Source organism: Curtobacterium sp. SORGH_AS_0776 (assembly GCF_031453355.1).
Lineage (GTDB): Bacteria > Actinomycetota > Actinomycetes > Actinomycetales > Microbacteriaceae > Curtobacterium.
In genome coordinates, this window is sequence record NZ_JAVIYU010000001.1 from 2,739,834 (window position 1) to 2,764,032 (window position 24,199).

The 24,199-nt window shown below is 71.9% G+C and carries 23 protein-coding genes and 1 pseudogene; 7 read left to right on the forward strand and 17 right to left on the reverse strand.

Going from position 1 to position 24,199, the window contains the following annotated elements:
* The first annotated feature begins 179 nt into the window (after nt 1-179).
* A complete protein-coding gene (locus QE359_RS13525; RefSeq protein WP_309779588.1) occupies nt 180-698 on the forward strand; it encodes a hypothetical protein in 519 nt (172 codons plus the stop codon).
* Here the strand turns inward: QE359_RS13525 and QE359_RS13530 are convergent, their stop codons facing one another.
* Entirely contained in the window at nt 699-1,532 is an 834-nt protein-coding gene (locus QE359_RS13530) for a helix-turn-helix transcriptional regulator (RefSeq protein WP_309779589.1), read from the reverse strand.
* 102 nt (nt 1,533-1,634) lie between these two features.
* Here QE359_RS13530 and QE359_RS13535 point away from each other — a divergent pair, with 102 nt between their 5' ends.
* Complete coding sequence (locus QE359_RS13535; RefSeq protein ID WP_309779591.1) at nt 1,635-2,315, forward strand: SDR family NAD(P)-dependent oxidoreductase; 681 nt, start codon at nt 1,635-1,637, stop codon at nt 2,313-2,315.
* Nucleotides 2,316-2,526: 211 nt separating this feature from the next.
* On the opposite strand, the gene QE359_RS13540 is transcribed toward QE359_RS13535, so the two are convergent.
* A complete protein-coding gene (locus QE359_RS13540) occupies nt 2,527-2,967 on the reverse strand; it encodes a GNAT family N-acetyltransferase (RefSeq protein ID WP_309779592.1) in 441 nt (146 codons plus the stop codon).
* 96 nt (nt 2,968-3,063) lie between these two features.
* Here QE359_RS13540 and QE359_RS13545 point away from each other — a divergent pair, with 96 nt between their 5' ends.
* The gene (locus QE359_RS13545; RefSeq protein WP_309779593.1) at nt 3,064-4,095 is read left to right on the forward strand and encodes an alcohol dehydrogenase catalytic domain-containing protein; all 1,032 of its coding nucleotides are present in this window, start codon (nt 3,064-3,066) and stop codon (nt 4,093-4,095) included.
* A gap of 16 nt (nt 4,096-4,111) precedes the next feature.
* On the opposite strand, the gene QE359_RS13550 is transcribed toward QE359_RS13545, so the two are convergent.
* On the reverse strand, nt 4,112-4,705 hold the full coding sequence (locus tag QE359_RS13550; RefSeq protein ID WP_309779594.1) for a dihydrofolate reductase family protein: 594 nt from the start codon (nt 4,703-4,705) through the stop codon (nt 4,112-4,114).
* Nucleotides 4,706-5,060: 355 nt separating this feature from the next.
* Between QE359_RS13550 and alr the strand changes: the two genes are divergently transcribed.
* On the forward strand, nt 5,061-6,191 hold the full coding sequence (gene alr / locus QE359_RS13555; protein WP_309779595.1) for an alanine racemase: 1,131 nt from the start codon (nt 5,061-5,063) through the stop codon (nt 6,189-6,191).
* A complete protein-coding gene (locus QE359_RS13560; protein WP_309779596.1) occupies nt 6,184-7,170 on the forward strand; it encodes an ATP-grasp domain-containing protein in 987 nt (328 codons plus the stop codon). The genes alr and QE359_RS13560 overlap by 8 nt, the downstream gene beginning before the upstream one ends.
* Nucleotides 7,171-7,194: 24 nt before the next feature.
* Here QE359_RS13560 and QE359_RS13565 read toward each other — a convergent pair whose 3' ends face one another.
* The 5 genes from QE359_RS13565 to QE359_RS13585 all read right to left on the reverse strand — a co-directional run bounded on the left by QE359_RS13565 (nt 7,195) and on the right by QE359_RS13585 (nt 11,722).
* Nucleotides 7,195-7,356, reverse strand: coding sequence for a hypothetical protein (locus QE359_RS13565; protein ID WP_309779597.1), 162 nt, complete (start codon nt 7,354-7,356; stop codon nt 7,195-7,197).
* 261 nt (nt 7,357-7,617) lie between these two features.
* Entirely contained in the window at nt 7,618-7,923 is a 306-nt protein-coding gene (locus QE359_RS13570; protein ID WP_070419002.1) for a hypothetical protein, read from the reverse strand.
* A gap of 138 nt (nt 7,924-8,061) precedes the next feature.
* Nucleotides 8,062-10,428 (reverse strand): excinuclease ABC subunit UvrA, encoded by a 2,367-nt coding sequence (locus QE359_RS13575; protein ID WP_309779598.1) that lies wholly within the window; start codon nt 10,426-10,428, stop codon nt 8,062-8,064.
* Between the two features lie 66 nt (nt 10,429-10,494).
* A complete protein-coding gene (locus QE359_RS13580) occupies nt 10,495-10,950 on the reverse strand; it encodes an NUDIX domain-containing protein (protein ID WP_309779599.1) in 456 nt (151 codons plus the stop codon).
* A 10-nt stretch (nt 10,951-10,960) separates the two neighbouring features.
* On the reverse strand, nt 10,961-11,722 hold the full coding sequence (locus QE359_RS13585) for an SDR family oxidoreductase (RefSeq protein ID WP_071294704.1): 762 nt from the start codon (nt 11,720-11,722) through the stop codon (nt 10,961-10,963).
* A gap of 153 nt (nt 11,723-11,875) precedes the next feature.
* Here QE359_RS13585 and QE359_RS13590 point away from each other — a divergent pair, with 153 nt between their 5' ends.
* The gene (locus tag QE359_RS13590; RefSeq protein ID WP_254789583.1) at nt 11,876-12,349 is read left to right on the forward strand and encodes an NfeD family protein; all 474 of its coding nucleotides are present in this window, start codon (nt 11,876-11,878) and stop codon (nt 12,347-12,349) included.
* On the forward strand, nt 12,346-13,575 hold the full coding sequence (locus QE359_RS13595) for an SPFH domain-containing protein (RefSeq protein WP_070419006.1): 1,230 nt from the start codon (nt 12,346-12,348) through the stop codon (nt 13,573-13,575). Before QE359_RS13590 ends, QE359_RS13595 begins: the two co-directional genes overlap by 4 nt.
* A gap of 63 nt (nt 13,576-13,638) precedes the next feature.
* Here the strand turns inward: QE359_RS13595 and QE359_RS13600 are convergent, their stop codons facing one another.
* From QE359_RS13600 to QE359_RS13640, 9 genes and pseudogenes are all read right to left on the reverse strand, one after another.
* Entirely contained in the window at nt 13,639-13,989 is a 351-nt protein-coding gene (locus tag QE359_RS13600; RefSeq protein ID WP_070419007.1) for an RNA polymerase-binding protein RbpA, read from the reverse strand.
* A 110-nt stretch (nt 13,990-14,099) separates the two neighbouring features.
* Complete coding sequence (gene lnt / locus QE359_RS13605) at nt 14,100-15,659, reverse strand: apolipoprotein N-acyltransferase (RefSeq protein WP_309779602.1); 1,560 nt, start codon at nt 15,657-15,659, stop codon at nt 14,100-14,102.
* Between the two features lie 149 nt (nt 15,660-15,808).
* Nucleotides 15,809-18,253: a DEAD/DEAH box helicase gene (locus QE359_RS13610; protein ID WP_309779603.1), complete on the reverse strand. Its 2,445-nt coding sequence runs from the start codon at nt 18,251-18,253 to the stop codon at nt 15,809-15,811.
* Nucleotides 18,250-19,002 carry a twin-arginine translocase subunit TatC gene (gene tatC / locus QE359_RS13615; protein ID WP_070419009.1) on the reverse strand — a complete coding sequence of 251 codons (753 nt, stop codon included), beginning with the start codon at nt 19,000-19,002 and terminating at the stop codon, nt 18,250-18,252. The genes QE359_RS13610 and tatC overlap by 4 nt, the downstream gene beginning before the upstream one ends.
* A 232-nt stretch (nt 19,003-19,234) precedes the next feature.
* Nucleotides 19,235-20,206, reverse strand: a complete 972-nt coding sequence (locus QE359_RS13620) for a WYL domain-containing protein (protein WP_309779604.1) — start codon at nt 20,204-20,206, stop codon at nt 19,235-19,237.
* Nucleotides 20,199-21,230, reverse strand: coding sequence for a WYL domain-containing protein (locus QE359_RS13625; RefSeq protein WP_309779605.1), 1,032 nt, complete (start codon nt 21,228-21,230; stop codon nt 20,199-20,201). The genes QE359_RS13620 and QE359_RS13625 overlap by 8 nt, the downstream gene beginning before the upstream one ends.
* Before the next feature lie 71 nt (nt 21,231-21,301).
* Nucleotides 21,302-22,231: a hypothetical protein gene (locus QE359_RS13630; protein WP_070419011.1), complete on the reverse strand. Its 930-nt coding sequence runs from the start codon at nt 22,229-22,231 to the stop codon at nt 21,302-21,304.
* Nucleotides 22,232-22,274: 43 nt separating this feature from the next.
* Nucleotides 22,275-23,359: pseudogene (locus QE359_RS13635) on the reverse strand (tRNA (adenine-N1)-methyltransferase).
* Nucleotides 23,356-24,066 carry an HAD family phosphatase gene (locus QE359_RS13640; protein ID WP_229085973.1) on the reverse strand — a complete coding sequence of 237 codons (711 nt, stop codon included), beginning with the start codon at nt 24,064-24,066 and terminating at the stop codon, nt 23,356-23,358. Before QE359_RS13640 ends, QE359_RS13635 begins: the two are co-directional and overlap by 4 nt.
* Between the last annotated feature and the right edge of the window lie 133 nt (nt 24,067-24,199).

Genomic DNA, 24,199 nt, shown 5'->3' on the forward strand with positions numbered 1-24,199 from the left:
TGAGCAGTCTGAAGGCGCCACACCGTGCTCGGTGTGGCGGTACGTGACGGCGAGGCCGTCTCCTTCAGTGGCGGGTGCGCCAGCTCGCGAAGCAGTCCATGGCGGCCACGCTACCCACCGTTCCCGCCGCAGCGCCGCACGGGCCTGGGTAGCGTCGACCGGGACGGAAGGACGGCACGATGCGACCACTGATCCTCTCGGGTGGCCCGGCGGTCGGGAAGACGACCTGCGGTCGTGCCCTCGCTGCCGCGGAACCGCGCGGCGCGTACATCGACGGTGACGACGTCCGCCAGCTCGTCATCGCCGGGGATGCGACGCTCTGGTCGGGACCGGAGGGCCGTGCCCAGCACGCACTCGCCGCCCGCAACGTGAGTGCTCTGGCCCGGAACCTGCTCGCTGCGGGCTTCGCCGTCACCACGTCGGACGTCCTCACCGCGGAGACGCTCGCCGTGTACCGCGCCGAACTCCCGGAGTGCTTCGTCGTGCACTTGGCGATCAGCCTCGAGGAGGCCCGGGCGCGAGCCGCCACCAGACCGGTGTACATCACCGACGACGAGTTCGAACTGCTCCACCGGATGACCGCGGTCCCGCAGGCGGTGGACCTCGTCCTCGACGTCACCGACATGACCGAGGTCGAGCAGGTCGCGGCGCTCCGCGATGCGTGGGCGACCGCGGACGGCCGTTCGCCGAGCCGGTGATCAGCTCGGGGTGAGTTGCTGCAGGCCGGTGACGCGCAGGAGGTCGAGCTTCGCGGCGTCCTCGGTGCCGGGGACCGCCGTGTAGACGACGATGCGGAGGTCCCCGCCCGGCACGCTCAGGACGTCGCAGTCGATCTCGATCGGGCCGACGGGGGAGTGCACGCGCTTGCGGCTCGCCCGGTGCTCGGCGACGCGTCCGGTGTCCCAGCGGCGCTCGAACTCGGGGGACTCGCGACGGAGGCGTGCCACGAGCTCGGCGAGGTCCCGGTCGGCGGGGTACCGTCCGACGGCGGCGCGGAGGTCGGCGGCGAGGTCGCTGGAGAACTCCTCCTGGTGCTCGTCGTCCCACTCGACCTCGTCGTGGCCGTGCATGAAGTGTCGCCACACGAGGTTCCGGTCGATGCCCGTGTACCGGGAGGGGTCACCGGTGAGCGCTGCCCAGAGGTCGTTCCACAGGACGATGTCGTGCGCGGCGGTGAACACGGCGAGGGGGACGTCGCCGAGGCGGTCGACGATGCGCTGCACGCCCGGGGTGACGTGCCGGGGGACGACCCGGCGCGACGGCGGCGCGGACCCTGCGACGCGGCAGAGGTGGTCGCGTTCCTCCTCGGTGAGACGGAGCGCGGTGGCGAGTGCGCCGAGCAACTGCGGCGACGGGTTCGTCGCGCGTCCCTGCTCGAGGCGGACGACGTAGTCGACGCTCACCCCGGCGAGCGCAGCGAGCTCCTCCCGACGGAGACCAGGCGTCCGTCGACCGGGCCCGGCCGGCAGGCCGACCGCTTCGGGACGGACCCGGTCGCGCCAGGAACGCAGCACACTCGCGAACTCGCTCATGCCCACCATCCTCGACCCGCGCCTCCCGGCCTGCCTGGTACTGGTGGTCCCACTGTCGAGCGGTGCCTGGGGGACCCGGCCACGGGGGCGGAGGCTGGGGGCATGACAACGACACTCATCACCGGAGCCAACCGCAGTCTCGGGCTCGAGACCGTCCGTCGCCTCGTCGAGGCCGGGCACACCGTGTACGCCGGCATGCGCGATCCGGCCACGGGGGACGAGGCGCGTGCCCTCGGCGCGCACGTCGTCCAGCTGGACGTCACCGACCAGTCCTCGGTCGAGCGCGCGGTCGCCGGACTGCCCGGACTCGACGTGCTCGTGAACAACGCGGGCATCCTCGGGACGTCGTTCGGGGTCGACGACCTCGACGCCGCTGCGATCGGAGCCGTGCTCGACACGAACGTGACCGGCGTCGTGCGCGTGACGCAGGCGGCGCTGCCGCTGCTGCGGGAGTCGGCGAACCCGGTCATCGTGAACGTGGCCTCGGGTGTGGGCTTCCCGCGGTGGCTGACGACCCCCGGGCGGGACGAGTACCCGGTGCCCGCGGTGCCGTACGCCGCGTCGAAGGCGGCACTCATCGCCCTCACCGTGCAGTACGCGAAGAACCTGCCCGGGTTCCGGGTGAACGCGAGCGACCCCGGGTACACGGCGACGGAGTTCAACGGGTTCGGCGGGCACCAGACCGTGACCGAGGGGACGGACGCCACGGTGGCGCTGGCGACGCTCGGCGCGGACGGCCCCACGGGGGAGTTCCACGACCGCGACGGGCGCATCGCGTACTGAGGGCGGCCGGCGGGGCTGGGCGCGCGGGGCGGGGCCCGCGGGGCGGCCCGCGGCCGCTTCGTGAGCAGAAGATGTCGGGTCGGCCGGATGGACCCGACACCTTCTGCTCCCCGAGTGCGTCCGCCACCGCGGGCGCGACGGCCTGGAGGCACGGCTCGCGTCCGACGGGCGAGCTCGCTCGGTCCCGTGGCCGGGTCGCAGCGCGCCCGGTTCAGCCGTGCACGTCGGCGCCGAACCCCGGCCCTGGACGCATCATCCAACCCGCGGCATCGGGGAGCGGGCGGAAGCCGAACCGCTCGTACAGCCCGTGGGCGTCCGCGGTGAAGAGTGCGAACCGCTTCAGGCCGAGCGGCTCGATGGCCTCAATGACTCCCTGCACGAGCGCGACGCCGACACCGCGGCCTCGCGCCGCCGGGTCGACGAAGACGTCGGCGAGCCAGCCGAACGTCACGCCGTCGGTGATCACACGGGCGTACCCGAGCTGCTGACCGCTGGTGTCGTCGTAGACGCCGAAGTTCCGGGAGCCGGCGATGATCGCGTCCTGCGTGGCACGGTCACGGCCCCGGGCCCAGTAGGACTCCTCGCTCAGCCAGCGGTGGACACGGGGGACGTCGATGTCGGCGGGGTCGGCGGAGAAGCGCAGTCCGTTCATGCAGCCAGTGAAGCGGCGTCGGCGTCCGGGCCGCAACGGCCGATCCGCGATCTGTGGACGGCGCTCACGCGGGGCGCCGTCTGTCAGGATGGCCGGATGCGCGCAGTCCAGTACGACGAGTTCGGTTCCGTCCCCGCGGTCGTCCAGGTCCCGGACCCGATCGCCCCGATCGACGGGGTGGTCGTCCGGGTCGCCGCGTCCGGGGTCTGCCGGAGCGACTGGCACGCGTGGAAGGGGCACGACGACTCGGTGCACCTGCCGCACGTCCCCGGGCACGAGTTCGCCGGCGTGGTGTCGTCCGCCGGCCCCGACGTCCGCGGGTTCGCCGTGGGGGACCGGGTGACCGCGCCGTTCGTCTTCGCGTGCGGCGAGTGCGAGCAGTGCCTGGACGGTGCGACGCAGGTGTGCACGCAGCAGCAGCAGCCCGGCTTCACACTGCCCGGTTCGTACGCCGAGGCCGTGGTGGTCCCGCACGCGGACGTCAACCTCGTCGCGCTCCCGGACGCCGTCGGGTTCGCCGAGGCCGCCGGGCTCGGGTGCCGCTTCGGGACCGCGTACCACGCACTGCACGCCCGGGGACGAGTGGCCGCCGGCGAGTGGGTGGCCGTCTTCGGCTGCGGGGGAGTCGGACTGTCGACCGTCATCGTCGCGGTCGCCGCGGGAGCGAAGGTCGTCGCGGTGGACGTCTCGCCCGCGGCACTCGCGCGTGCCGAAGCCCTCGGTGCGGTTCCGGTACCGATGGACGACGCGGTCGGGGAGGCCGTCCGGACCGTCACGGGCGGCGGAGCCCACGTGTCCGTGGACGCCTTCGGCAGCCGGGCCACGTCGGTCGCCGCGGTCGCCGCACTCCGGCCTCGGGGTCGGCACGTCCAGGTCGGGCTGCTGCTCGACGACGAGGCCGTGCCGGCGATCCCGATGGGCCGCGTCATCGGCGACGAGCTCGAGCTGCTCGGCAGTCACGGGATCTCGGTGGGGGAGTACGCGGCGATGCTCGATGACGTCGTCGCCGGACGCCTCCGCCCGTCGGAGTCGATCGGTCGGACGATCGGGTTCGACGAGCTTCCCGAGGCGATCCTCGCGATGGACCGGCCGGCGACTTCCGCGGGCATGACGGTCGCGGTGTTCTGAGCGCCGGCGACTGCCTTCAGCGCTTCGGTCGGTACACGTCCGCCTTCGCGCCGCCGTCGAACACCGTCGAACTGATCAGCGTCAGGTCGAGTTCGTCCTGCAGCCCCGAGAAGATCCCCTCGCCCGCCCCGAGGACCACCGGCAGGACCACCAGGCGGTACTCGTCGACGAGGCCCGCGGCCACGAGGCTCCGGCAGAAGTCCGTCCCGCCCTGTGCGAGGACGTCGGCGCCGTCCTCGGCCCGCAGCCGGTCGACCTCCGCCACGAGGTCGCCGTTCGCCACCCGGGCACCGGTCCAGGTCGCCGCCGCGGGGGAGTCGGCCCCACCCGTGTCGACCGTGGCAGGATCGAACGCACGCTGGCGGGTGAAGACGACCTTCGGGACGGTGTTCATCGCTCCGGCGACGGGCGTCGTCGCGTTCGCCCAGAAGCCGGCGATGGACTCGAACGTCCGACGACCGAACGCGTGCACACCGGCGCCGGACACGGTGTCGAGCACCCATGCGGCCGAGTCCGGACTCGCGGCGCGGAACATCCAGTCGGACTCCGCACGTGCACCTGCGACGAAACCGTCGAGGGACATCGACATCTTGAGGACGAGCTTCCGCACCGGACACCGCCGCTTCCGAGCACCGCTCGGTGCTCATGACGGCGATGCTAGAGGGGAGTGGCGTCGACCACCAGAGTGCGGCCGCAGCGCGGCCCGATGGATCTGAGTTGACATAATATGCATTATCGGCGCGTAGCGAGTGGGGCCAGGAGGCGCGGATCACCACAGCTGGTCCGCTCACGCCAGCCGCGCCTCCCGTCCCTCCTGCAGCAGCGACGGCCGTCATCCGCGCGGCATCGACCGCTTCGGTCGCGCGGCGCGCGACGTCATCCCCAGGACCGATGACTTCCTCCGTGGTGTCGGTGACCATCGATATCATGCATATCGGTTCGGTAGCGATCTCCAGGAGGCTGGCATGACACCGTCGCGCCCACAGCTCGTCGTCCACGACGACGCCGTCCGCGCGAACACCGCCGTGTTCGCCGACCGGACGGACGGCGGCGTCATGGCCGTCCTCAAGGCCGACGGGTTCGGCCACGGGGCGATCGCCCGGTCGGTCCTCGCCGCCGGGGCGACGTCGATCGGCGTGACCACCATCGACGAAGCGATCGCCGTCCGGGCAACCGTGACGGACGCGCCGGTGCTCAGCTGGCTCAACCCGGTCGACGCGGACTTCGACGGTGCGCTGCTCGCCGACGTCGACATCGCCGTCCCGAGCGCCGAGCTGCTCAGTGCCGTCAGCCGTGCAGCAGTCCGGACCGGACGCCGTGCTCGGGTCCACCTGCACGTCGACGTCGGGATGGCCCGCGACGGTGCCGATCCCGGGTCGTGGCCGTCGCTGTGCACCGCCGCACGCGAGCTCGAGCGGCTCGGCACGGTCCGGGTCGTCGGGGTGATGGGCCACATGTCCTGCGCCGACCAGCCCGACGACCCGCAGAACACGCGCGAACGGCTGCTGTTCGACAACGCGGTGCGCACTGCCCGGCGTCGCGGACTGTCCGGCTTCGTCACGCACCTCGCCGCCACCGCAGCGACCGTCACCGGGGTCGGCGGCCGCCACGGTCTGCACCGCATCGGCGCGGGGCTCTTCGGGATCGACCCCTCCCGGACCTCGACGGACCTGCAGCCGACGCTCTCCCTGACGGCTCCGGTCGTCGGTTCCCGGGTGATCGGCCCCGGGGCCGGCGTCGGCTACGGCCTCGACCACGTCGTCGACCGTCGGACCACCCTGGCACTGGTCCCCCTGGGCTACGGCGACGGACTCCCCCGAGCGGCGTCCGAGCGGGCCGAGGTCCAGGTGCGCGGACGCCGTCGACCGCTCGTCGGCCGGTTCTCGATGGACATGGTCGTCGTGGACACCGGCGACGACCGGCTGGAGCTCGGCGAGACCGTCACGTTCTTCGGGCGCGGCCTCGACGGCGAGCCGACCGTCCACGACTGGGCGGGCTGGGCCGACACCATCGAGCACGAGATCGTCACCCGGATCGGCACGCGCGCCGCCCGGGTCCACCGCACCGTCACCACCCCGGAGGCCACCGTTGCCTGATCGCCACGAATCCCACACCCCCACGGCCCCGACGCGGATCGCGGTCGTCGGTGGCGGCGCGAACGACGAGCACGAGGTCTCGCTCGCATCCGCGGCCGCGGTCACGCGAGCCGTCCGGGCCCTCGGCTTCGACGCGGTCCCCCTGACGATCGACCGGACAGGTAGCTGGCGGCACACGGACGGTGCCGCGCTGTCCCCCGCGGACGCCGTTGCGGTGCTGACGTCGTGCCGCGCGGCGTTCCCGGTGCTCCACGGTGTCCACGGTGAGGACGGCGCGGTCGCCGGCTTCCTCACGATGATCGGCGTGCCGGTGGTCGGCTCCCCCGTCCGCGCCGGCGCACTCGGCATGGACAAGTGGGTCACGAAGACCGTGGCCGAGGCCGTCGGCGTCCGCACGGCGCCGGGTGTGCTGATCCGCGCTGGAGACGAGATCGGCCAGGTGCCCCTGCGGCCGCCCTTCGTCGTGAAGCCGACGACCGGTGGCTCGAGCAACGGCGTGACGGTGGTCCGGACGCCCGACGCGTACGCGGCTGCCGTGGCACTCGCCCGGGCTGCAGGCACCGACGTGCTCGCCGAGGCGTTCATCACCGGGCGCGAGATCGACATCGCCGTGTTCCGCGACGACACCGGGGCGCTCCGCACCGGCGCGACGCTGGAGATCGGCGTCGCCGACGGCGACGTGTTCGGGCGCACCGAGAAGTACGACGGGACCGCACGGTTCACGGTGCCGGCGGCACTGTCGGCCACCGACGAGGCAGCGATCGAGCACGCAGCCCGGACCCTCTACGACACGCTTGGGTGCGCGGGCGTCGCGCGGTTCGACTTCTTCCTCACCGACCACGGCGCCGTGCTGAACGAGGTGAACACCGCGCCGGGGTTCACCGAGCAGTCGCAGGTGCCCCGGATGTTCGCGGCGGTCGGCTTGGACTACGTCGGGCTCGTGCGTGCCCTGGTGCAGGCGGCTGAACGGGCCGTTTGACCGGCGAACCGCGCCGCCGTGCGATCAGGACTGCGGATCGCCGCTCGTCGGGACGTCGTCCGCGTCGAGCTCGAGCGAGGCGTGTTCGCTGCCCTGCTCCTCGAGGTTCTCCTGATCTGTGTCCGGCTGCTCCGGCTCCTCGCTGTGGGTGGTCTCCTCGGCAGGGTCAGGCTGGCTGTAGCTCATGGGCCGGAAGCTACGCGGGCCGACCTGGGCGCGCGTCCGGCGGTCCGGGACACGCGTGGCGTGGTCCAGGAGGAACGGTGCGGGCCCGACCCGCGCCTCCCGTCCGCCGTGGCGTCGGGACGTGGGGACGTGGGGTGGGACGCGCGGACGCCGAACGCCAGCGAGGCGGATCGGCATCGCTGCCGACCCGCCTCACTGGCGGACCGCTGCGCGCCGACTCGGGATGGTGATCCCCGGTCAGACGCCAGCGGCGATGTTGACTCAGGCTTGGGACAGCACGACCGCGGTGAGGATGTAGCCGACGATGCCGATGACGATCGCGATGGCCGACAGGATGATGCCGCCGAGGACGATCCCCCGACCGGACGCGCGTCGGCGAGCGAGGATGCCGAGGACGAGCCCGATGATGCCGGCGATCACACCGATGATCGCGAGGAAGATGCCACCGACGACACCGATGATGCCGAGGACGAGGCTCGCGATGGCGAGTCCGCCACCCGTGCCGGCCGGTGCTGCACCGGGCGTGTTCGCTGCGGGGTAGTTCGGTCCACCGGTCTGGTCGGCCATGAGGTCTCCTTCGTCGTGGACGCTCGTCATGCGACCGGGTAGCCGCGGGCGGGGTGGCCCAAGCATGAGCGTCAGTCAGGACGGTAGACCGTTCGGCCAGCTGGTGTTCAGGTACTCCGTCCGGAGCTGTCCCCCGCCTCAGGCTCCGACGTAGGCCGCCAGGTGCTCCCCCGTGATCGTCGACCGAGCCGCGACGAGCTCGGCCGGCGTGCCCTCGAACACGACGCGGCCGCCGTCGTGACCGGCGCCGGGCCCGAGGTCGATGAGCCAGTCGGCGTGTGCCATCACGGCCTGGTGGTGCTCGATCACGACGACCGTGCGCCCGGCCTCGACCATGCCGTCCAGCAGCCCGAGCAGCTGTTGGACGTCCGCCAGGTGCAGCCCGGTCGTCGGCTCGTCGAGCACGATCACCCCGCCGGGGTCGCCGAGGTGCGTCGCGAGCTTGAGCCGCTGCCGCTCGCCGCCGGACAGGGTCGTCAGCGGCTGGCCGATCGTCAGGTACCCGAGTCCGACGTCGACGAGCCGGGCGAGGATCGCGTGCGCCGCGGGGATCCTCGACTCCCCCGCCGCGAAGAACGCCGCAGCGTCAGCCACGGGCATCGCGAGGACCTCGCTGATGTCCTTGCCCCCGAGCCGGAACTCGAGCACCGACTGGTCGAATCGCTTCCCGCCGCACTCGGCGCACGGGGTCGCGATGCCGGCCATCATGCCGAGGTCCGTGTAGATGACCCCCGCGCCGTTGCACGCCGGGCACGCACCCTCGGAGTTGGCGCTGAACAGGGCGGGCTTCACACCGTTGGCCTTCGCGAAGGCCTTGCGGATCGGCTCCAGCAGCCCCGTGTACGTCGCCGGGTTGCTGCGCCGGGAGCCGCGGATCGCGCCCTGGTCGATCGCGACGACACCGTCACGGGGTGACAGCGACCCGTGGATGAGCGTGCTCTTGCCGGAGCCGGCGACACCCGTCACGACCGAGAGCACCCCGGTCGGCACGTCGACGTCCACACCCTGCAGGTTGTGCGCGTCGGCGCCGCGGATCTCGAGGACGCCGGTGCGTTCGCGCACGACGTCCTTCACCGACACCCGGTCGTCGAGGTGGCGACCGGTGACCGTGTCGCTCGTGCGGAGCCCGTCGACCGGCCCCTCGTAGCAGAGCGCCCCGCCGTTCGTCCCCGCCCCCGGCCCGAGGTCGACGACGTGGTCCGCGATCGCGATGACCTCGGGCTTGTGCTCGACGACGAGCACCGTGTTGCCCTTGTCGCGGAGGCGGAGCAGGAGTCCGTTCATCCGCTCGATGTCATGGGGGTGCAACCCGGTGCTCGGTTCGTCGAAGACGTAGGTGACGTCGCTCAAGGACGACCCGAGGTGCTTCACCATCTTGACGCGCTGCCCCTCTCCCCCGGACAGGGTCCCCGTGGGACGGTCGAGCGAGAGGTACCCGAGGCCGATCTCGACGAAGGAGTCGACCGCGTCCCGCAGGCCGTCGAGCAAGGGCCCGACGGTCGGTTCGTCGATCCCCCGCAGCCAGGCGGCGAGGTCGGTGATCTGCATCGCGCAGACGTCCGCGATGCTCTTGCCGGCGATCGTCGACGACCGTGCGACGTCGTTCAGCCGGGTGCCACCGCAGGCCGGACAGGTGGTGAAGGTGACCGCGCGGTCGACGAAGGCCCGGATGTGGGGCTGCATCGCTTCGCGGTCCTTCTGCAGGAACGAGCGCCGCACGCGCGGGACGAGCCCCTCGTACGTCATGTTGATGCCGGCGATCTTCTGCTTCGTCGGTTCGCGGTACAGGAAGTCCTGGCGTTCGGCGTCCGTGAAGTCACGGATCGGCGTGTCCTTGTCGAAGTACCCGGACTCGGCGAACATCCGGACGTTCCAGCCGTCCGTGCCGTACCCGGGGATCGTGATCGCCCCGTCCGACAGGGACTTCGTGTCGTCGAACAGCTGCGTGAGGTCGATGTCGGTGACCGTGCCGCGGCCTTCGCAGTCGGCGCACATACCGCCGAGCCGTGAGAACGAGACCTTCTCCGCCTTGGCGTCCTTGCCCTTCTGCACGGTGATGGCACCATCGGCCGTGACCGTCGCGAGGTTGAAGGAGAACGCGTTCGGGCCACCGATGTGGGGCGTCCCGAGGCGGCTGAACAGCACGCGGAGCATGGCGTTGGCGTCCGTCACGGTGCCCACCGTCGAGCGGGGATCGGCGCCGATGCGTTCCTGGTCGACGACGATCGCGGTGGTGAGGCCGTCGAGCACGTCGACGTCGGGGCGTGCGAGCGACGGCATGAAGCCCTGCAGGAACGCGCTGTACGTCTCGTTGATCATGCGCTGCGACTCCGCCGCGATGGTCGCGAAGACCAGTGAGCTCTTGCCCGACCCGGACACGCCGGTGAAGACGGTCAGGCGACGCTTCGGGAGCTCGACGTCGACGTCGCGCAGGTTGTTCTCACGTGCACCGCGCACCCGGATGCGGTCGTGGGTGTCAGCGGCGTGCTCGGCACTCGGTTCCATGCCCACAGGGTAGCGGTGACGTGTGACGTTCCACAGGACGGTTCCGCAGCGGAACGAGCCAGCGCGTCAGGACGGTGCGTGGGAGCGGACGAGGCCCGGGAGCTCGGCGGGCTCGAACGGCTCGTCGGTGGCGTCGAGCTCGTCGGCCGTCCACCAGCGCGACTGCAGGATGTCCACGCGCTCGTCGTCGGTCCACTCGGCGTCCGACAGCGTGAAGCCGGGCGTCCGGACGACGTAGAACTCCGCGTGGCCGCGGTCGTGGTCGGCCAGGTCCCACTCGACGGTGAAGTCCCACGACCACACCGGCTCCCCCGGGTCGTCGATGACGATGCCGGTCTCCTCGCGCAGCTCGCGGATCGCGGCGTCGCGGTGGTCCTCGCCAGGGTCGACACCGCCGCCGGGCGTGATCCAGCGGTGTGCGCCATCCGACGACGGGGAGTTGGTGTCCATCAGGAACACCCGACCGTCGGGGTCGAGCAGGATGATCCGGGAGGTGCGGCGCAGGCCGGGCTTCGCAGTCACCCGTCCGACGTTAGCCGACGAAGCCGCTGACGTCGCCGACGAGCTTGGTGTGGTCGGCGGGGATCGGCTCGATCGCGGCCGCGGCGATCTCGGCGGCGAACTCGGAGACGCTGTAGAGCTTGCCGACCTCGGCACGACGGCCCTCGATCGCGCCCGGGTTGAGGCGGTTGAGGAGCGTGGCGGTGATCGTGCCCTCGATCATGTCGCCGGAGACGACCACGAACTCGATGCCCGCCGCGTCGAGCTGCGGCACGAGCTCGCGGAGGGCGAGCTCGCCGGCCCGCTTGCTCTTGGCGACCGGCACGTACTCGTCCATCGTCTCGGCGGTCTCGACGAAGTGGGCCTGGTGGCTCGTGACGAACACGACGCGCGATCCGGCGGGCATGTGCGGCACGGCGGTCTGCAGCATGTCCACCTGCGCGTCGCGGTTCAGGCGCAGCGCGTAGTCCTCGCCCAGGCCGGACTCCATGCCACCGGAGGCGTTGAGCACGAGCAGGTCGATGCCGCCCCACTCCTGCACGACGGTGTCGACCATCGCCTGGACGGAGTCGTGGTCGGTGAGGTCCGCACCGACGGCGAGTGCCGAGCCGCCCGCGGCGACGATCTTCTCGGCGATCTGCTCGGCACGCTTGGCCTTGTTGCGGTAGTTCACGACGACCTTGGCGCCGGCCTCGGCCAGGTACCCGACGGTGTCGGCGCCGATGCCGCGGGAGGACCCCGTGACGAGGGCGCGCTTGTCGGCGAGGGATCCGGGGGCGAGGGGGTTGCTCACAGTCGTGTTCTCCAGGTCTGGTTCGGCGGGTCGGCCGCCGACGAGCCTACCAACCACCGCGCGGGCACAGCACGGACTTGATATGTTGAACGGAGTTGGACCGGCCGTCGCGACGCAGCGAGCAGCCGCGCGCGACCGAGGGAGGGAGATCGCGTGAACGGGATCGATTGGATCCAGACCGTCATCTGGATCGGACTGGTGCTCCTGCTGGGCGTGGTCGAGATATTCACGCTCGACTTCATCTTCATCATGCTCGCGGCCGGTGCTGCCGGCGGGCTGGTCGCCGCACTGCTCGGCGCACCGTGGTGGCTGTCGGCCATCATCGCCGCGGGCGTCGCCCTGCTGTTGCTGTCGGTCGTCCGCCCGCGCCTCCTGACGGCGCTCGGCCGGAACGCCGACCCGCACCGCACCAACGTCGAGGGACTCATCGGGCTGCCGGGCACGGTCGCCGTCGCCTTCACCGCGTCCGCCCCCGGCCAGGTCCGCCTGGCCAACGGCGAGACCTGGAGCGCCCGCATCTCCGCCGACGCCACAGACCGAACACCGCCGCTCGGGACCCCTGTGGTCGTCGAGTCCATCGAGGGGTCGACGGCTGTCGTCCGCCTCGGAGAAAGGGCCACCTCGTGACCATCTCAGCCGGGACGATCGCACTGCTCGTCCTCATCCTCGTCGTCGTCATCTTCGTGATCGTCGTCCTGTCCCGCGCGATCCGCATCGTGCCGCAGGCGACCGCGGGGATCGTCGAACGCCTCGGGAAGTACCACAAGACCCTCAACCCCGGGTTGAACCTTCTGGTGCCGTTCATCGACCGACTCCGGCCGCTGCTCGACATGCGCGAGCAGGTCGTGTCCTTCCCGCCGCAGCCCGTCATCACCGAGGACAACCTGGTGGTCTCGATCGACACGGTCGTCTACTTCCAGGTCACGGATGCCCGCGCCGCCACCTACGAGATCGCCAACTACCTCGGCGCGGTCGAGCAGCTCACGACCACCACGCTCCGCAACGTCGTCGGTGGCCTCAACCTCGAAGAGGCCCTGACCAGCCGCGACAACATCAACGGCCAACTCCGCGTCGTGCTCGACGAGGCGACCGGCAAGTGGGGCATCCGCGTCGGCCGCGTCGAGCTCAAGGCGATCGAGCCGCCCGTGTCGATCCAGGACGCCATGGAGCAGCAGCTGCGTGCCGAGCGCAGCCGTCGTGCCGCCATCCTGCAGGCCGAGGGGACGAAGCAGTCCCAGATCCTCGAGGCCGAGGGGCAGCGGCAGGCCGCCATCCTCGCGGCCGAGGGTGACGCGAAGGCCCAGGTCCTCCGTGCCGAGGGTGAAGCGCAGGCGATCGCCACGGTGTTCGACGCCATCCACACCGGCGACCCGGACGACAAGCTCCTGTCGTACCAGTACCTGCAGACCCTGCCGAAGATCGCCGAGGGCACCGCGAACAAGCTCTGGATGATCCCGAGCGAGTTCACCGAGGCACTGTCCGGCATCGCGAAGGGCTTCACCGCCGGGCGCACCGGCAGCGGACCGATCGCCGGCGGCGGTGCCGGGGGCGACTTCCTGTCGCGGATCTCCAAGCTCGCGAACGAGAGCCTGGCGAACAGCGCGGCCGCCGATGCCGCAGCCGGTTCGGTCCCCCGCCCGGACGCCACGGCGGCGGACATCGTCCCCGAGTCCGAGCTCGACCAGCGTCTCGCAGAGTCGAACAAGAGCGTCGACGCGCACCTCGCCGCGTCGGACGAGGCCGCGGCCGACGAGCTCCGCGACGCAGCGAAGGACGAGCACCACGGGAGCGCGACCGACGCCGGCCCCGACGCCTCCGGGCACCGCACGAGCGACGGCTCCGGCCGCCGCTGACCGCCACCACGACGACGACGCCCGCCCCGGGAGACCGGGGCGGGCGTCGTCGTCGTGTGCGGGTCAGGCGCCGCGTCGTGCGCGCAGGAACTGCAGTCGCTCCTGCAGGAGCTCCTCGAGCTCTTCACGCGAGCGCCGCTCGAGCAGCATGTCCCAGTGGGTCCTGGGGGCCTTGACGTCCTCTTCGGCGACCTCGACGGGGATGCCGTCGTCGCCGAGGAGTCGTCCTTCGCGACCGGAGCGGGGCTCCGACCACGTCTGGGGGACGTCTGCATCCGCCGAGAAGACGATGTCGAACGTCTCCCCCGATTCCGTCTGGTAGACCGCACGCTTGCGGTCCGAGAGCTCGACGCCCTCTTCGCTCTGGAGACTCTGACTCCCGAGCCGCATGCCGCGGAGACTCCGATCAGCCATGTGTGTGCTCCTCTCGCTCGTCTGCCCTCCACAACACTGTCCCACGCGCCTGCACTCCCGGACCGGCGCATTCACAGTCCTCTCCCAGTGCGGGACCGAGGCCTGCTTGCTCAGGCGCGGCGAGCAGTCCCGCGGCGGCCCCAAGGCGCGCAGGCGAGCAGCGTGAGGAGCCCGCCGAGCGAGAGCAGGAGCGCGATCGATCCGGATGCGAGGGTCGCCGGGGTGGTGGTCGTCCCGAGCGGCACGTCCGTGATCATCGAGGTCGCGGTGTACGCCGGCACCCGGTCGATCGTCCGCCCGGTCGGGTCGATGACCTGCGACGCACCGACGGTCGAGATGTTCACGAGCGAGCGACCGGTCTCGATCGCCCGCATCCGGGCGATCTCGAGCTGCTGCAGGTTCTCGTCGGTGCCGTCGAAGTCCGCGTTGTTCGTCTGCGCCAGGATGACCTGCGCTCCCCCGCGCGCCATGTCGGTGGCGAGTCCGTCGTCGACGATGTCGAAGCAGATCGCGATGCCCGCCCGGACGCCGGCGACCGACAGCACGTTCGGCTTCGTCCCCGGGGTGTAGTCGCGCTGCAGCAGCCCGATGAGCGACGGCGCGAGCTTGGAGAAGAACCAGCGGTCCGGGACGTACTCGCCGAAGGGCACCGGGCGCTTCTTGTCGTAGGACGACTGCCAGCCGTCCTTCGTCCACACGAACGAGGTGTTGTGCAGGACCCCCGAGGACGTCTGCGTGATGGCGCCGGCGACGATCGGCGCCCCGACGGAGTCGACGACCTGGTCGAGGGCCGACGCGATCACCGGCTGCTGGCGCGGATCGAACTCGGCGGAGCCCTCGGGCCACACCACGAGGTCGACCCCCTTCGCCTCGACGTCGGTCGCCGCGACCTGCGCGCTCAGCACCGCACCCGGCGCCGCCCGGTCGAAGTACCCGGCGGGGCCGTCGCCCTGCACCGACTCGATCCGGATCGTGCCGTCGGTGGCGGTCGGCCACGCGGGCACGGCGAGCACGGCGGCGACGAGCAGTCCCGCCGTCGCGACGCGGACGGGCACCCGGACGGCCCGGCCGGGACCGCGGGGCACGACCAGGGCGAGCGACACGACGACCGCGACGCAGTACACGACGACGAACGTAACCCCGAGCACGCCCACGTAGGCGGCCAGGTGCGTGAACGGGCCCTGCGACTGCGAGAGACCGACCCGCCCCCACGCGAAGCCGCCGTAGGGCCAGCTCCCCGAGAACCACTCGCGTCCGGTCCAGAGCGCGGCGACGACGGCCGGGAGGCCCCACACGCGTCCGGCAGTGGACGGCACGACACGCGCCACCCAGCGGTACGCGAGGGCGATCGCGACGCTGCCGAGGGCGAAGAACGCGGCTTCGAACAGCGCGAGCGCGAACCACGGGACCGGGCCGAGGTAGCGGCCGGCCCACGAGATCGCGGGGATCCAGAAGGCCGCGCCGGAGACGTACCCGAGCCAGGCGGCGCGCCGGGCACGCTGGCCCATCGCGGCGAGCAGCATGCACGCGAGTGCCGGGTAGGCGAGGAACCACCAGCCCGGCGACGGGAAGGCGAGTGCGAACAGCACGCCCCCGATGACGGCGAGCGGGAACGCCTGCGCGAGCGGCAGGGCGGCGAAGTCGGACCGGCGGCCCGCCGGAGGGCGCACGGCAGCACCGCGACCGGCCGCCGCGGACCCACGCCCAGCGGCCGCGGACGCGCGCCCAGCGGCCGCGTCCTGACCAGGGGCGACGGAGGCAGTGGGGGCAGCGCCCTGCGGGCGCACGTCGGACTCGGGAACCGGCACCGTGCCTCCTGTCAGACCGCCGCGTAGGCGACGATGCCGCGGCGCACCGCGTCCGTCGCCCGCCGTGCGGTCTGGGCGAGGTCGTCGTCGCCGGCGTTCCGGATCTGGTCGAGCAGGTCGATGACCTGCTTCGACCAGCGCACGAAGTCACCGGCCGGCAGGTCGAGCGTGCGCAGCACGTCGTCGAGCGCGGAGCCGGACGCCCAGCGGAACATGCCGACCGCGGCGGCCGGGGTCGGCGGCTGCGACCCGGCGAGGCGGGCGTCGCGCTCGATGTCGTCGAGTCGGGACCAGATCGTGAGGGTCTCGTCGAGTGCCGGACGGAACGCCCCGCGGGGCAGGGCGTGCTCGGTGCCGGGCGCGTCTTCTCGGCGGGGCTGGTAGACGATCGTGGCGGCCATCGCGGCGAGCTGCGCCGGGGTGAGGTCCTTCCAGACGCCCGCCTCGAGGCACTCGGCGACGAGCAGGTCCCGCTCACCGTAGATCCGCTGCAGCCGACGCCCGCCGGCGGCGACCGTGGCCTCGCCGTTGCCGGTGTCGACCAGGTAGCCGAGCTGCAGGAGCACGTTCGTGACCCGGTCGAACGTGGTCGCGACCGCACCCGTGCGGGAACGGATCTGCTGCAGGAGCTTGTCGTTGGCGCGCTTGAGCTTGTACCAGCGCTCGGACCAGCGGGCATGGGCCTCTCTGTCGGGGCAGGCGTGGCAGGGGTGCCGCTGCATGCGCCGTCGGACGTCCGTGATGGCGGCCTGCCGCTCGGCCCGGGCGCCGTGCGAGGCCTCGCGCCCGCCGGGGACGTTCGTCCGCTCGAGGTCGGAGAGCTCACGGCGCAGGGCCGCGTACTCGGTGAAGTCGCCGAGGTGGCACTGCATCGCCTGCTGGTAGCCGTCGAGGGACTCCTGCTGCGACCGGACCTTCCGCGCGAGGTCGACGACCGAACGGTCGGCCTGGAACTGCGCGAACGACGTCTCGAGGACCTCGCGCGTGCGCTGCCGACCGAATTGGTCGATGAGGTTCACGGCCATGTTGTAGGTCGGCTTGAACGACGAGTTCAGCGGGTAGGTGCGGCGGCTCGCGAGCGACGCGACACCCTGGGGGTCGAGGCCGTCCGACCACTGGATGACCGAGTGCCCCTCGACGTCGATGCCACGACGCCCCGCGCGACCGGTGAGCTGCGTGTACTCCCCCGGCGTGATCGGGACGCGGGCTTCGCCGTTGAACTTCTCCAGCTTCTCGAGGACGACCGTGCGGGCCGGCATGTTCACGCCGAGCGCCAGGGTCTCCGTCGCGAACACGACCTTGAGGAGCTTGCGCTGGAAGAGGTCCTCCACCACCTCCTTGAAGGCCGGCAGGAGCCCCGCGTGGTGCGCCGCGACGCCGCGTTCGAGGCCCTCGAGCCACTCCCAGTAGCCGAGCACGGCGAGGTCCTCGTCGAGGAGGGTGCGGCAGTGGTACTCCGCCGTCTCGCGGATCTCGTTGCGTTCCTGCGCCGTCGTCAGCGACAGCCCCGACCGGAGGACGTTGCGGACCCCCTGGTCGCACCCGTTCCGGCTGAACACGAAGAAGATCGCGGGCAGGAGCATCCGCTCGTCGAGCATGTGGGCGATGCGCTCGCGGTGGAGCTTCTCGGTGCGCGGACCACGACGGTCGTGGTAGCCCCCGCGCCCCCGGCCGCCGCGGTGTCCGCCGCCGTGCCGTTCGCTGCGCGAGGCGCCGCCGACGAGCCGGAGCAGCTCCGGGTTGACGCGGTTCGTCGCCGCGGCACCGCTGGAGTCGAACAGGTCGACCATCTTCGAGCCGACGAGGACGTGCTGTTCGAGCGGCACGGGGCGGTCCTCGGAGACGATGACGTCGGTGTCGCCGCGGACGGTCTGCAGCCAGTCGCCGAACTCTTCCGCGTTGGAGACCGTGGCGCTGAGGGAGACGAGCCGGACCTCGGTCGGGAGGTGCAGGATCACCTCTTCCCAGACGGCACCGCGGAACCGGTCGGCGAGGTAGTGGACCTCGTCGAGGACGACCCACGCGAGGTCGTCGAGCAGGTCGGAGTCCGCGTAGATCATGTTCCGCAGGACCTCGGTCGTCATCACGACGACGCGTGCCCGCGGGTTCACGTTCGTGTCGCCGGTCAGCAGTCCGACCTCGGACTCGCCGTAGACGTCGACGAGCTCGGCGTACTTCTGGTTGCTCAGGGCCTTCATCGGCGTCGTGTAGAACACCTTCGCCGTCGGCTGCCGCATCGCCGACCAGATCGCGAACTCGGCCACGATCGTCTTGCCGGCCCCGGTCGGCGCGGCCACGAGGACGCTGCGCCCCTGGTCGAGCGCGTCGCACGCGGCGAACTGGAACGGGTCGAGGTCGAACCGCAGGTCGGCGCGGAAGAGTTCGAGGTTGCGGGACCGGTTCCGGACCTTCGCCGCCCGGAACCGTTCGGCAGCGCTCGGCTCCGTCGTGCTCACAGGCCGTACTCTTCGTCGAGCTTCGCCTGGCGCTTCGCCACCCGGCGGTCGTGGAGCCAGGCCACCGCGCACGCGGCGACGTACAGCACGATCATCGGCACGGCGAGCAGGAACATCGAGATGACGTCGGCGCTGGGCGTCACGATGGCGCAGAAGACCAGGATGCAGAGGATCGCCACGCGCCAGGACTTGATGATCGAGGACGCGGACAGCACGCCGACGAAGTTCAGCAGCACGAGGAACACCGGCAGGACGAACGCGATGCCGACGGCGACGATGAGCTTGATGACGAAGTCGTAGTAGGCCTTGGCGTCGACGATCGAGGTGTCCTGGCTCGACACGAAGCTGCCGAGGATGCCGACCACGTGCGGCAGGATGTACCACCCGAACCAGCAGCCCGCGAAGAACAGCGGGATCGCGGTGCCGAGGAAGCCCCACACGTACTGCTTCTCACGTCGCACCAGCGCCGGGACGATGAACGCCCAGATCTGGTAGAGCCACACCGGACTCGCGATGACGATGCCGATCGTGATGGCGATCTGCAGCTTCAGGTCGAACGCGCCCGTGATCATCGGGAAGTTGAGTTCGGCCGTGTGCCCGCCGACCTTGGCGAGCTGGGAGACCGGGGACCGGAGCGCGTCGAGCACGAACGGGGTCAGGAACCACCCACCGACCGCGGCGACGACGATCGCGATCACTGCGCGGAACAGGCGGTTGCGCAGCTCGATGAGGTGCTGCCCGAGCGACATGCGGCCTTCGGCGTCCTTCGTCGGACGCCCGGTCCGCCTCGCTCGCCCGCGCGCGGTCGTCGAAGCCATGGGTCGATCCTACGGGGTCGGGACCGACAGTCGGCCGCGACGTGCGTTCGCACAGGAGGGTCACGGGCCTGGAGGCGCGGGGCGGGCCGCACCGCGCCTCCCGTCCGTCGGTCGGCACGTCGGCGGCGGGGCCGACGCGCGTCCGGTCCGGCGGTCGCGCGGCTCAGTCGGCGGCGAGGGCCGCCGCGGCGAAGTCGCGCACCGCGGCCCGTGCGGCCGCCGGGTCGAGCACGACCGCGCGACCGGGCAGCCCCGCGACGAGCCGCACCACACCGTCGAAGCCGTTCGACGCCGCCAGCCGGATGCGCACCCGGCCGTCGGTGTCGGGCGCGTCGGCCGTGTCGGCGAGGAAGTCGGCCACGAGCGGCAGCGACGAGGAGTCGAGCTCGACGGTGACGATCACGTCCTCGGCCGCCTGCTGGAACAGCGTGTCCGGGATCACCACGTCGTCGATCGACTTCTCCGCCGGGCGGTCGTCGACCCGCACGCAGGACATCCGGTCGAGCCGGAACGTCCGGAGGGCCTGTCGGTCGAGGTCCCAGGCCCGCAGGTACCAGTCGGTGTCGATCGACTCCACGCGCAGCGCGTCGACGCGGCGGGTGCTCCCCTGCGTGCGCGGACCGGCGTACTCGAACGCGAGCCCGCGACCGTCGGCCATCGCCTTGCGGATGACCGCGAGGGCGACGTCGTGCAGGTCCTGCCCGACGGCGACGTTCGCGGCCGCGCCACCGGCACCGCGGGACAGCTTCGCCATGAGCGCGCGGATCGCGTCGCGGTCGGCGGCCTCGGGCAGGGCGGACAGGTACTGCAACCCGGCGATGAGGGCGGATGCCTCGCGCGCCGAGAGCCGCGGGGAGTCGTCGATCGCGACGAGGTTCGTCAGCACGATCATGTCGTTCTGGTCGAAGTCGTCCCAGGCGATGTCGAACAGGTCGCCGTGCTGGTACTGCATCGTCTCGCCGGGGACGCCGGACACCGCGATGAGCTCGACGGCACGGCGGATCCGGGTCTCGGGGACGCCGAAGTGCCGAGCGGCCTCGGCGACCGAGACGCGCTCGCGATCGATCAGGTACGGCACGAGGGCGAGCAGGAACGCGAGCTTGTCCTGCGCCTGGAGCGGTTGCTGCTCAGCCACGGGGGCTCCCGTCCTGGTCGTCGGCGTGGTCGGCGACGAGGGCCCGCAGGCGCTCGGTCACCCGGTCGCGCAGGTCGTCCGGCTCGAGCACGCGCACCTCGGGCCCGAAGGCGGCGAGCTCCTCGGCGAGGATCTGGGGGTCGACGTGGTGCAGGACGAGGACGCCGTCGTCGTCGGTCTCGGTGTCCCGCCGGCGGGCGAGCCGCCGTTCGGCGTCCGACCCCGGTGCGACCCGGATCCGGGCGGTGCGTGCCGCCCAGATGCGCTCGAGCTCCGCCAGTGCGCGTTCGCCCGCGCCGGCCGGGGCCGGGTGCTGCCCGACCTCGTACTGGGCGACGGGCCCGACGATCCGGGAGAGCAGGTAGTTCTTCTCGCTGTCCGTCGCGAACTCGTGCGCGGCGAGCATCCAGCGGCCGCCGTGCTGGACGAGTGCGACCGGGGCCACCTGACGCCGACGCGGCTCGTGCTGCCCCGGCGTGATGTAGTCGAAGCGGACCGCAGCGGACCGGTCGAGCGCCGAGCGCAGCGGCTCGAAGGCGACGTCACGGGCGCGGAGCCGCGGGGCGTACGCATCGACTCCGAGGGCCCCGGCGCCGTCGTCCTCGGATCCGGCGGACCGCACCTTGAGCAGGCCGCGACGGGAGTCGGCGGAGAGCGCGCCCTCGCGCCAGGCCATCGCGGCGAGGGACAGGAGCGCGGACTCGTCCGGCGTGAAGCGGACGTCGACGGGCAGGTCGTACTCGCCCTTCGGGATCCGGTAGCGGAGCGTCTGGTTGTTGCCGGCGGCACCAGGGGTCTCGATGGTCTCGAGCGGGATGCCCAGCTCGCGGACGTCGTCCTTGTCGCGCTCGAACTGGCGCTCCAGCGAGGCGTTGTCGCCGCCCGTCGTGAAGCGCTGCCGGTAGCCCTGCACGTTGGCCAGGATCTCGGACTTCGTCAGCCCGGACTCCGTCGAGAGCAGCGCGAGCACCAGGCTGAACAGCCGTTCCTCGGCAGGCACACGGGGCACACGGGTCGCTGGCACGAGCCGATCCTACGGCAGCGCGGGTGCACCGGAGTGCACCCGCGCCGCGGTCCGTGGACGGTCCGAGGGGGTCAGGCGGAGATCTTCCCGAGGACGTCGATCACGTACGCGTACGCCGCGCCCTGCTGGTGCACGATCGTGAGCACCTGGTCGCCGACACGGTGCCCGACGATGGCGTTCCGGACGCCCTCCTGCACCTGACCCTTGGTGAGCGGCACGGTCTGCGCGCCCGAGCCGTCGGTCCAGCTGGAGCCGGCCACCGAGGCGTCGGTGCCGTCAGCGGGCCACGACACGGCGGTGTACTTGATGACGGCGGTGTCCTTGTCGGTGAGCTCGGCGCCGTGCCCCTTGCGGAGCAGGTGCGTCTCGTCCGACTTCGGCGCGGACCACGAGGGGATCGTGATGCCGGGCGCACCCGACGGCGCGAGGACGACGGCGGGCATCCCGTCCCCGGCGAGCTGCGGCGTGCCGGTCGCACGCGCGTCGAAGGCCTTCTTGACGTCGATGACGGCGATGACGGCGTCCTCGGTCTTGGTCGACGAGGTCCCCGTGTCGCCGGTGGTCGAGGAGCTCAGTGCGCTCTTCGGCAGTGCGACGGCGAGGCGGTCACCGACGTGCGCGCACTCGAGGGAGGCGCCGAGCGCCCCGTAGTTGTCGGCGCCCGCGGTGATCGGGGCGGTCTGGCCGGAGTACCCGCTCGTCTGTGCGACCTCGCCGGTCGCACCGTCGACGAGGGTGTACTCGATCACGACGGGCGTGCCGTCCTCGATCTCGCGACCCTCGCCCTGGCGGAGGACCGAGACCTGGGTGCCCTTCGTGGTGAGGCCGCTCGGGATGTTGACCTTCGGCTCCTTGCCGAACGCACCCGTGGCGGTGACCGCCTCGGACGCGGCACCGGGAGCGGCGCAGCTCGACGGCGTGGAACCGGCCCCGCTCGCCGCGCACCCGGTGAGTGCTGCGGCGAGGCCGATGGTGACCAGGAGTGCGGGGATGGTGCGCACGGACCCTCTTTCCGTTCGATGCAGGACGGGCACGTCGCGTAGCCTACCGGTCGTCCTCAGCAGCGCCGTCCGCGTCGGACGCGGCGGGTCCGGCCTCGGCTGCGGCGACCTTGCGGGCCTGCGCTGCCGCCTGTCGCGCGACCTTGCGGAGCTTCTTGTCGCTGGCCGACCGCTCGCCGACGGCGCCGGGCGTCCAGGCCTCGACGTCCTCGTCGGAGAACTCCGCCTTGCCTGCGCGACGCTTCAGGTTCGGCAGCACGACACCGTCGGCCAGCCGGCGTGCCGTGACGAGGAACCCGGTGTGCCCGACCATGCGGTGGTCCGGGCGGACGGCGAGGCCCTCGACGTGCCAGGTGCGGACCAGGGTCTCGCTGGACTGCGCGGGTCCGTGAAGCGCCCGGTGTCGCGGAGCGCCTCGGCCGTGCGGGACAGCTGCGTGACGGTCGCGACGTAGCAGACGATGAGACCACCGGGGACGAGGGCGTCCGCTGCGGCGTCGACGCACTCCCACGGCGCGAGCATGTCGAGGACGACCCGGTCGACGCTCTGCGGTTCGGCGGCGCCGGGCAGCTCCTCGACGAGGTCGCCGACCGTGACCGACCAGTTGTCCGGGACGGCGCCGAGGAAGGTGCCGACGTTGCCCCGGGCGATCGCGGCGAACTCCTCGCGGCGCTCGAACGACTGCAGCTGTCCGGTCGGTCCGATCGCCCGCAGGAGGAACAGCGAGAGCGCGCCGGAACCGACACCGGCCTCGACCACGCGGGCGCCCGGGAAGACGTCGGCGAAGGCCACGATCTGGGCGGCGTCCTTCGGGTACACGATGGCGGCACCGCGGGGCATCGACATCACGTAGTCGTTGAGGAGCGGACGCAGCGCGAGGTACTCGTCACCGGTGCTCGCCCGGATCACGGACCCGTCCGGCTGCCCGATGACGTCGTCGTGCCGGAGGACGCCGCGGTGGGTGTGGTACTCCCCCGCGACCTCGAGCGACAGGGTCGTCAGCTTGCCCTTCGGCCCGGTCAGCTGCACGCGGTCACCGGCGCGGAAGGGGCCGCGCGGCGGGGTGTGCGGTGCGCCGCCCGCGGTGTGCGGCAGCGACTCGGTGGGGTTCGGGAGCGCGTCGGTCATCGTGCGACCTCCTGGGTGCGGGCGGCGAGGGCCGGGCCGGTCAGCTCGACGAGCCGGTCGACGTCGACGTCCGCGAGGGTGGTGAGGTGGACGTCGCCGCCCGTGATGTCCGACAGCGGGACGATGTGCTCGACAGCCACCGTGACCGCGCCGGAGGCCACGGCCGAGGCCACGCCGGTCGCCGAGTCCTCGATCGCGACGCACGCGGTCGGGTCGACGCCGAGCTGCGCGGCGGCCGACAGGTAGGCGTCGGGGAAGGGCTTCGGCCGCTCGACGTCGTCACCTGCGACGACGACCCGGAACCCCCGGGCACCGAGCGCATCGGCGGCGACGAGCGCCATCTTCCGACGGGACATCGTGACGAGGGCGGTCGGGATGCCGCGGTCGTGCAGGCCCTCGATGAGCTCGCGGGCACCGGGACGCCACGGCAGTTCACCGTCGCGCAGGCGCACCATCACGTACTCGGTCATCCACTGGATGATCTCCTCGACCTCCATGTCGACGCCCTTGTCGCGGAGGATCTCCCCCGAGCGCTCGAGGCCGCTGCCCACCAGGGCGAGACCGTCCTCGTGGGTCCAGACGACGCCGTAGCGGTCGGTGAGTTCGACCTGGGACTGCTGCCAGATCGGCTCGGTGTCGATGATCGTGCCGTCCATGTCCCACAGCACGGCTGCGGGCGGGACGAGGGCGGAGGGTTGCGCGGTCACGGGCGACGAGTCTACCGGGGCGGTCCGCCCGCGTTCCGCTCACCGCGGACGCGTGGGCGCACTCCGGTCGAGCGGCCCTATCCTTGTTGCTCGAATGTCCGGTCGCGCGCGGCCTGCGAGCCGCCCGCGCCCC

Coding starts and splice junctions, on each gene's coding strand:
- QE359_RS13525 (WP_309779588.1), top strand. CDS start 180: ATGCGACCACTGATCCTCTCGGGTGGCCCGGCGGTCGGGAAGACGACC.
- QE359_RS13530 (WP_309779589.1), bottom strand. CDS start 1,532: ATGAGCGAGTTCGCGAGTGTGCTGCGTTCCTGGCGCGACCGGGTCCGT.
- QE359_RS13535 (WP_309779591.1), top strand. CDS start 1,635: ATGACAACGACACTCATCACCGGAGCCAACCGCAGTCTCGGGCTCGAG.
- QE359_RS13540 (WP_309779592.1), bottom strand. CDS start 2,967: ATGAACGGACTGCGCTTCTCCGCCGACCCCGCCGACATCGACGTCCCC.
- QE359_RS13545 (WP_309779593.1), top strand. CDS start 3,064: ATGCGCGCAGTCCAGTACGACGAGTTCGGTTCCGTCCCCGCGGTCGTC.
- alr (WP_309779595.1), top strand. CDS start 5,061: ATGACACCGTCGCGCCCACAGCTCGTCGTCCACGACGACGCCGTCCGC.
- QE359_RS13565 (WP_309779597.1), bottom strand. CDS start 7,356: ATGAGCTACAGCCAGCCTGACCCTGCCGAGGAGACCACCCACAGCGAG.
- QE359_RS13570 (WP_070419002.1), bottom strand. CDS start 7,923: ATGGCCGACCAGACCGGTGGACCGAACTACCCCGCAGCGAACACGCCC.
- QE359_RS13575 (WP_309779598.1), bottom strand. CDS start 10,428: ATGGAACCGAGTGCCGAGCACGCCGCTGACACCCACGACCGCATCCGG.
- QE359_RS13600 (WP_070419007.1), bottom strand. CDS start 13,989: ATGGCTGATCGGAGTCTCCGCGGCATGCGGCTCGGGAGTCAGAGTCTC.
- tatC (WP_070419009.1), bottom strand. CDS start 19,002: ATGTCGCTCGGGCAGCACCTCATCGAGCTGCGCAACCGCCTGTTCCGC.